7 protein-coding genes are annotated in these 7,743 nt (G+C 65.3%); 4 read left to right on the forward strand and 3 right to left on the reverse strand.

Annotated elements, in window-relative coordinates; genetic code table 11:
• The 3 genes from EOD15_RS23775 to EOD15_RS23785 all read right to left on the reverse strand — a co-directional run.
• Positions 1-1,076, reverse strand: a 1,076-nt coding sequence (locus EOD15_RS23775; protein ID WP_148129625.1) for an iron chelate uptake ABC transporter family permease subunit, incomplete at its 3' end; no start/stop codon positions are given.
• On the reverse strand, positions 1,073-1,933 hold the full coding sequence (locus tag EOD15_RS23780; RefSeq protein ID WP_127322440.1) for an ABC transporter substrate-binding protein: 861 nt from the start codon (positions 1,931-1,933) through the stop codon (positions 1,073-1,075). The genes EOD15_RS23775 and EOD15_RS23780, both read right to left, overlap by 4 nt.
• Before the next feature lie 25 nt (positions 1,934-1,958).
• Entirely contained in the window at positions 1,959-4,178 is a 2,220-nt protein-coding gene (locus tag EOD15_RS23785; RefSeq protein WP_127408884.1) for a TonB-dependent siderophore receptor, read from the reverse strand.
• Positions 4,179-4,358: 180 nt separating this feature from the next.
• Here EOD15_RS23785 and EOD15_RS23790 point away from each other — a divergent pair, with 180 nt between their 5' ends.
• The 4 genes from EOD15_RS23790 (at position 4,359) to EOD15_RS23805 (ending at position 7,615) form a co-directional block, all read left to right on the forward strand.
• Positions 4,359-5,150, forward strand: coding sequence for an ATP-binding cassette domain-containing protein (locus EOD15_RS23790; protein ID WP_164762277.1), 792 nt, complete (start codon positions 4,359-4,361; stop codon positions 5,148-5,150).
• Positions 5,151-5,215: 65 nt separating this feature from the next.
• Positions 5,216-6,187: a tonB-system energizer ExbB gene (gene exbB / locus EOD15_RS23795; protein ID WP_127408885.1), complete on the forward strand. Its 972-nt coding sequence runs from the start codon at positions 5,216-5,218 to the stop codon at positions 6,185-6,187.
• Between the two features lie 4 nt (positions 6,188-6,191).
• On the forward strand, positions 6,192-6,659 hold the full coding sequence (gene exbD, locus EOD15_RS23800) for a TonB system transport protein ExbD (protein WP_127322595.1): 468 nt from the start codon (positions 6,192-6,194) through the stop codon (positions 6,657-6,659).
• Entirely contained in the window at positions 6,656-7,615 is a 960-nt protein-coding gene (locus tag EOD15_RS23805) for an energy transducer TonB (RefSeq protein ID WP_127408886.1), read from the forward strand. Before exbD ends, EOD15_RS23805 begins: the two co-directional genes overlap by 4 nt.
• The last annotated feature ends 128 nt before the right edge of the window (positions 7,616-7,743 follow it).

Consider the following 7,743-nt stretch of genomic DNA (forward strand, 5'->3'; position numbering starts at 1 on the left):
ATCAACGGCAGGCCGTTTGTCGGCAGGCGTATCGACGACACCATGTCGGCCTGCCTTTCGGGGGTGGTTCGCATTCGCGGCAACAGGAACAGCAGCAGCGGCGCGCCGAGCAAAGCGGTCGCGGTGCCGGCGGGGATTTCGCCGGTGAACGGCAGATGCTGCACCAGGCGGTCGGTGAGCCAGAGCAGGGCACCGCCGACCAGCGGCGACCAGACCAGACGGCGGCCAAGCGTGCGCGCTCCGGCCAGCCGCGCCAGCGCCGGGGCGGCGAGTGCCACGAAACCGATGACGCCGACCTCGGCGACGACCAGCGCGCTGAGCGAGACGGCGACTGTCATGCCGGCAAGGCGGATGACGGCCGGCCGGGTGCCGAGCGATGCCGCGCCGTCGTCGCTGAGGTCGAGCAGGCGTAGCGGTCGCCAGAGCAGGAGCGCGGCGCAGATGCCGGCCAGCAGCCATGGCGCCAGAACAAGGACCGCCGCGTCGCCATTCTGCACCAGCGAGCCGCTCTGCCAGATGAACAGCTCCTCGGTGTATTCGCGGTTGAGCGCCATCAGCAGCGCGCCGGCCGAGCCGAAAGTGAGGCTGACGATGAGGCCGGCGAAGATGATCGACACTGGCGAAAAGCTGCGCCCGCGCGCCAGTGCGAAAACGGCTGATGTGGCGAGCGCGCCGCCAGCCAGCGCCACGCCTTCGCGGCCGCCTTCCAGCAGCCATGGTGCGTAGAGGGTGGCGGCCGCCAAAGCGAGGCTCGCTCCGGCATTGGTGCCGATCGTGGTCGGCTCGGCCAGCGGGTTGCGCAGCACATGCTGCATGATGACACCGGCGAGACCAAGTGCCGCGCCGGCCAGCACGCTGACGGCGACACGCGGGAGGAAGGCATAGCGATACAGCAACTGCGCTGGATCGGATGTGTCGGGAGCGGTGAGCGCATGCCACCACAAGTGCGTCGGGAAAAGGTTGATGAGATCGAAGATGGTCAGCATCAGTGCCAGGCCCGCGGGCACGGCCACCAGCAGGATGAGCGCGCCGATGCCGTCGCGCTGTCGCGGCAGGGACATTGCCTGAGCGATCATGCCGCTGCCACGAATTCGGCGAAACGCGCGGCAGCAGTGAGACCGCCGAACGGCCAGACCGGCGGAATGGTCCGCACCTGGCCGTTCCGGACGCAGGGCAGATTGGCCCAGAGCGAGCTGCGGGCAATCCTGATCCTGACGTGCGGTGGGATCGGATCGAGCGAGATCAGTTGCGCCTCGCCTACGGCGACCAGTTCCTCGATGCCGACCGTCGAAAAACCCCATTCATTGGTGGCGCCGGTCCAGGCGTTGACGAGGCCGAGCCGGTCGAGGACATCCTGCAGCAGGCTGCCGGCGCCGTAGACGCGGACATGGCGATCGTCGAACATGCTGACGACGCAGACCGGTTTTTGCACCGCCCGCTCCAGCCTGGCACGCGCTTGGGCGATCGAGGCTTTGGTGCGCCCGACAAGGTTTTCTGCTTCCGTCCTGCGGCCAAGCATGTCGCCAAGCTGCAGCGTCACCTGTTGCGCCTGCGCGTAAGGTGGAGCCTTGCCGCTGTAGAACGGCACGTTGAAGGTCGGCGCCAATCTGGTGAAGCTGTTCTCGTCCAAGCCATAGCCATAGGCGCCGACGATCAGGTCAGGCCGCAATTCCCGAAGCAGTTCGATATTGGGCTCGCTGCGCGATCCCAGGTCGATGGTGGCCTGCGGCAGCGCCGGGCCCTGCACCCAGTCGCCATAACCCCTGGTGTCGCCGACGGCGAGCGGCGACAGGCCGAGCGAGACCACCAGTTCGGCCGATGTCCATTCCAAGCAGACGACGCGGGCAGGTGCCGCGCGTGCCATGCCGCCCGGCAAAGCGAGGCCGGTCGCGGCGAGGCCGGCAAGATACTGGCGCCGTGTCAGCGCCGCCATTTTGGGCCGGCCCGCCACATTGCTTCTACCATGTATATTTCACCGAACCGTTGATCCTGCGGCCTTCGCCGTAGAAGCAGCCGAAGCCCGAAGAGAAACAGGAGGCGACATAGCGTTTGTCGAACAGATTGCTGGCATTGAGGCTGAGCGTGGCGTTCTGCCAGGCGTAATGCACCGCCGCGTCGGCGAGCACGACCGACGGAACCTTGAAGCTGTTGGCGTCGTCGCCATAGGTCGAGCCGACATAGCGGACACCGGCGCCCAGCCCCAGGCCCTCCAGGCGGCCGCTGCCGAAGGTGTAATTCGCCCACAGCGACGCGGAATGCTTCGGCACGCCGAAGGGCGTATTGCCTTCATTGCTGATCGAACTCCCATTATCATCAACAACAGAAGTCGCCTTGGTGATCCTGGTGTCGAGATAGGTGTAGGCCGCTCTCAGGTCGAAGCCGGAATCGAGGCTGGCAACGGCCTCCAGTTCGACGCCGCGCGAGCGGATCTCGCCGGTCTGGAACATGTCGTCGGGCCGGCCCTCATTGCCATAGCGCACGACATTCTGTCGGGTCAGGTCGAAAACCGATGCCGTAATGAAGGAATTCCACCCGGTCGGCTGGTATTTCAGCCCGATCTCGTACTGCCTGCCGGTCTCGGGCACGAACAGATTGCCGTCGCTGTCGGCGCCGGCCACGGGCTGGAACGATTCGGAATAGCTGACATAGGGCGCAAGCCCGTTGTCGGCGAGATAGACGAGCCCCGCCCGGCTGGTGAAGGCGTTGTCCTTCTGCTCGGGAATGTAGCCGCCGGCCAGATTGTCGTAGACCTTGGCGTCCGACCAATCCTGGCGGCCGCCAAGGGTCAGCCGCCAGTTGCCGAGCTTGACCTGATCCTGCGCATAGAGGCCGACTTGCTGCTGGGTGGTGTCGGTATCGGTGTAGGGCGTCAGATCGGTGATCGGGTACCCGTAAACCGGATCGAAGATGTTGAAACCGTCCTCGACGGTCCCTTCCGAGGCATAGTCGCGGTAAGTGTAGCGTTTGTAGTCGAGGCCGACGAGCAGCGTGTGGGCAAGCGGCCCGGTGTCGAAATCGGCTTGTGCCTGGTTGTCGATGGTGACGCCGCTGAGTTTGGTGCCGCCGGCATCTGCATAACGGTAGTATGCGCCGCTTGAAGGTTCCAGGCCGTTCGAGTCCGTCAGTCCGCCGCCGAAGACGCCCTCCTCGGTATGGGTGAGATGGACGTAGCGGGCATGCTGGCGGACCTGCCAGGTCTCGTTGAAACGATGATCGAATTCGTAGCCGATCGACGCCTGGTCGTTGTTGTAGCCGTCGAAGCCGGGCTCACCGACGAACATGCCGTTGGGCAAGAACTTGCCATCCTTGCCCGGCGTGATCGTGCCGTATGCCGGCAGATATTGCATCGCCCATCCGGAGCGGTCGCGCTGGTAGTTGGCGAGGATGGTCAGGCTGGTATCGGCATCGGGCTGCCAGGTGATCGCCGGGGCGATGAAGATGCGGTCGTCCTTGACGAAATCGATCTGCGTGTCGCCCATGTGAGCTGCGCCGGTGAGACGAAACAGCAGCGACTTGTCGGCGTTCACGGCACCGCTGAAATCGAACTTGCCTTCATAGCGGTTGAAGCTGCCACCACCGAATTCGACCTCGCGCAGGTTTTCCTCGGTTGGCCGTTTGCTGACATAGTTGATGATGCCGCCGGGGCTTGCTTGGCCATAAAGCACCGATGCCGGTCCGCGCAGCACCTCGTAGCGTTCCGCGCCATAGGAATCGAGTGCGGTGAACAGGGTGAAATTGCTCTCCTTGAGCTGCAGCCCGTCCCTGTAGAAGACGCCGCTGGCGTTCGAAATGCCGCGCAACTGCAGGCCGAGGCCGCGATTGTCGGTGCCGTAGAGATTGCCGGTGGCGCCGGGTGTGTAGCGCAACGCGCTGTTCAGGCTGTCGACGGCCTGCGCTTCCATCTGGTCCCTGGTGATGACCGATATCGATTGCGGCGTCTCGATCAGTGGCGTGTCGGTCTTGGTGCCGGTGGAGCCCTTTGTGGCAACGTAGCCCTTGACCGGCCCGAAAGCGCTTTCGACACGTTCCTGCACGTTGATCGGGTCTAGGGTGGTGGTGACCGTCTCCTGGGCCAGTGCATGGCCGCAGCCAAGCAGGGCCGGCAGCGACACCGTTGCGATCAGCAGGCGCTTGCGCGCTATCCGGTTCCGCCAAATCGGTCCATGTCCTGAAATCATCTGGTGCGCCCCCTGTTTCCAAATTTCGTGCCGATATTGCCGGTCGCGACGATTTGTTGATCGTTGCAGTCATCTTCAATGTTGACTAGTAAGGTCATGTTTCATAGTCAACCGGGCACGACCCGTCGAAATGCCGGAATCTGGAAATGCGGGCGGCCGCACTGGAGAAAAGCCATGAGCATGGCTGGAATTGATGCCCAGACTGCCTTCCATATCGACGCGGTGCGCTTTGCCGTCGGCGAGCGGACGCTGCTCGGTCCGGTCTCGCTCGAACTGGAGCGCTCGCGTGTCTATGGGCTGATCGGCCACAATGGTTCGGGCAAGTCGACGCTTATCAAGCTCATGGCGCGCCAGCAGCCGGCGAGTTCAGGCGCCATCACTTTCGCCAGACGTCCGCTGCCGCAATGGGGCGCCCGCGAATTTGCCCGCGCGCTTGCCTATCTGCCGCAGACGACGCCTGCGGCGACCGGCCTGACCGTGCGCGAACTGGCGACGCTCGGGCGCTATCCCTGGCATGGCGCGCTTGGCCGTTTCCGCGCCGAGGACAGGCAGCATGTCGAGGAGGCGCTGGCCCTGACCGATATGGAGGGTTTTGCCGACCGGCTGGTGGACGAATTGTCGGGCGGCGAGCGCCAGCGCGCCTGGCTCGCCATGCTGGTGGCGCAGAACGCCGGCGTCATGCTGCTCGACGAGCCGATCTCGGCACTCGACATCGCCCATCAGGTCGAGGTGCTCGGGCTGGTCAAGGAGCTCAGCCGCAAACGCGACCTATGTGTCGTCGTCGTGCTGCACGATCCCAACATGGCGGCGCGCTACTGCGACGAACTGATCGCGCTCAAGGACGGCAAGCTGCTGACGCGCGGCACGCCCGGCGAAATCATGCGCAGCGATGTGCTGAAAGGCATTTTCGGTGTGGAGATGGGCGTGTTCGCGCACCCCGTCACCGGCCAGCCTGTCGGCTATGTGCAGTGACAATATCTGATGAGGCGGCGGGAAATAGAAGGCGGCAGGCCGCTGTGAGAACAAGGAAGAAGCTGTTGTCGAGAACTGGTTTGTTGGCGGCGTTGGTCGCATCCGTCATCCTGTCGGCCGGCAGCGCGATGGCCCAGGAGCAACCCGCCGGTGCCGCGCCGACGGTCGAAGCCCCCACCCCGGCTGCTCCCGCGGCCCCAGCGCCGATTGCACCCGCACCCGCAGCACCGGCGGTCGCTCCGCCGGCCACAATGGCGCCTTCGCAGCCAGGCACCCGGCCGAACACGGCCGCGCCGTCAGAGGCCGGACCTTCGACGGCGATGGAGTTGACCTTGCCGCATGACCTGTCGCCATGGGGCATGTTCATGGCGGCCGACATTGTCGTCAAAGCGGTGATGATCGGGCTGGCCTTTGCCTCCCTCGTCACCTGGACGATATGGCTGGCCAAGTCGCTGGAGCTTTTCGGCGGCAAGCTGCGCATCCGTCGCGCCGTGCGGGCGATCGGCGAGGCCGCCACGCTGAAGCAGGCCAGCCGTACCCTTGACCGCAGCGGCGGGCCCGGCGCGCTGCTGGTGCGGGCGGCCGAGGAGGAGACCGCACTCTCGGCCGGCGCGCTCGATCATGTCTCGGGCGATGGCCTCAAGGAACGGGTCACGTCGCGCCTGTCGCGCATCGAGGCGGCGGCGGCGCGGCGCATGTCGCGCGGCACCGGCGTGCTGGCGACGATCGGCTCGACCGCGCCCTTCGTCGGCCTGTTCGGCACTGTCTGGGGCATCATGAACGCCTTCATCGGCATCTCGCAGGCGCAGACCACCAATCTCGCTGTGGTCGCGCCGGGCATCGCCGAAGCGCTGCTGGCCACCGCGATGGGCCTGGTCGCGGCCATACCGGCCGTCGTCATCTACAACGTCTTTGCACGCTCGATAGCCGGCTATCGGCAGATCCTCGCCGATGCCTCGGCCGGGGTCGAGCGACTGGTCAGCCGCGACCTGGACTTCCGCACCGTGGCGCCGGCAACGCCACTGGCGGCGGAGTAGCGCCATGGGAAGCAGAATCCGACAGACCATGGAGGACGATCTCGAGGAAAGCCACGAGATCAACGTCACCCCGTTCATCGATGTCATCCTGGTGCTGTTGATCATCTTCATGGTCGCGGCGCCGCTGGCCACGGTGGATGTCAATGTCGACCTGCCTGGTTCGACGGCAACGCCCGCGCCGAGGCCCGAGACACCGCTGTTCCTGACGCTGAAGGACGATCTGACGCTGGCGATCGGCAATGACAGCGTGCCGCGCCCGGCTTTCGCCACGACGCTGGACGCCAAGACCAAGGGCGACAAGCAGACGCGCATCTTCCTGCGCGCCGACAAGGCGGTCGCCTATGGCGACCTGATGGAGGCGATGAACCTATTGCGCGGTGCGGGCTATCTGAAGATCGCGCTGGTCGGCCTGGAGACGGCTCCCGCGTCCAATGCCCCGGCGCCCGCAGCCACTGGTGCGGCGGCGCCATGACGCAGGCGGTCGCCGTGCCCTCGGTCCAGCTGTCGCGCTTCGGTTGGCGCGACCTTGGCTTGTGGGCCGGTGCTGCCGCGCTGGTCCTTGGAGCCCATGTCGCGGTCGCCTACGCAGTGCAGAACCTCACAATGGTCACCGAAGTGGATGGCGGTCCACCCCCCGCGCAGATGATCGAGATGGCACCGATGGTGGTGATGCCGGCCGTGGAAGAGCAGGTCGCCGCGCTGGACGCGGTGACGCCAGATCAGACCGAACCGACACCGACGACCGAGCCGACACCTGAAGAACCGGTCGAAAAGGCGGAGCCGGTTGTCGAGCCGCCGGAAGCGGGCGCGCCAGACGAGACCGAAGCCACCCGGACCGAACCTACCCAGGCCGAAATGGCTGAACAGGTCGATCAGCCGCCGCCGGATGAGGTCATTCCGGATGTGGTCGAGGCTGTCACGCCCGACGTCGTCATTCCCTTGCCGCAGCCGAAACCGGTCGAAATTATCAAAGACAAGAAACCGGTCGCGGCCAAGGCGAAAAAGCCTGTCGAGAAGGCCAAGCCGCGGCCTAAGAAGGAGAAGGCGGCTCCGCCGAAGACGGCAACCGTGGCCAGCGCCGACGCACGGCCCGCGGCCAGGACCGCCGCGCCGAAGGCGGCGGAATCGACGTCTCGCTCCGGCGACTCCAGCAAATGGGACTCCCGTCTGGGCGCCTGGATCAAGCGGCACACGCGCTATCCCAGCTCTGCCAAGGCCCGACGCGTGGAAGGCAGGCCGTATGTCGCATTCACGGTCGACTCGTCCGGCCGGGTCCTGTCTGCCAGGCTCTCTCGTTCCTCGGGGGATGCGGATCTGGACCGTGCGGCGCTCGCCGTGCTGCAAGGCGCCACGGTGCCGAAACCGCCACCGGAACTCGGCTCGCGTCTGAGCCGTACAGCGCCGTTCGTGTTCAGCCTGCGCAACTAGAGCAGTTCACCGTTTCACGGAAACGGCTAACTGCTCTAATTCTTTGGTTTGACGCAATTCCCAAGGGAAAACGCTCTGCGTTTTCCCGGGAAAACCGTTTCACACTTTTCCTGGAATTGCTCTAGGAC

The sequence above is a fragment of the Mesorhizobium sp. M7A.T.Ca.US.000.02.2.1 genome (genome assembly GCF_003996995.1).
Lineage (GTDB): Bacteria > Pseudomonadota > Alphaproteobacteria > Rhizobiales > Rhizobiaceae > Mesorhizobium.

What these genes read in the sequence shown, in the direction of transcription:
- EOD15_RS23780 (WP_127322440.1), bottom strand. Translation starts at nt 1,933, where the DNA reads ATGGCGGCGCTGACACGGCGCCAGTATCTTGCCGGCCTCGCCGCGACC.
- EOD15_RS23785 (WP_127408884.1), bottom strand. Translation starts at nt 4,178, where the DNA reads ATGATTTCAGGACATGGACCGATTTGGCGGAACCGGATAGCGCGCAAG.
- EOD15_RS23790 (WP_164762277.1), top strand. Translation starts at nt 4,359, where the DNA reads ATGGCTGGAATTGATGCCCAGACTGCCTTCCATATCGACGCGGTGCGC.
- exbD (WP_127322595.1), top strand. Translation starts at nt 6,192, where the DNA reads ATGGGAAGCAGAATCCGACAGACCATGGAGGACGATCTCGAGGAAAGC.
- EOD15_RS23805 (WP_127408886.1), top strand. Translation starts at nt 6,656, where the DNA reads ATGACGCAGGCGGTCGCCGTGCCCTCGGTCCAGCTGTCGCGCTTCGGT.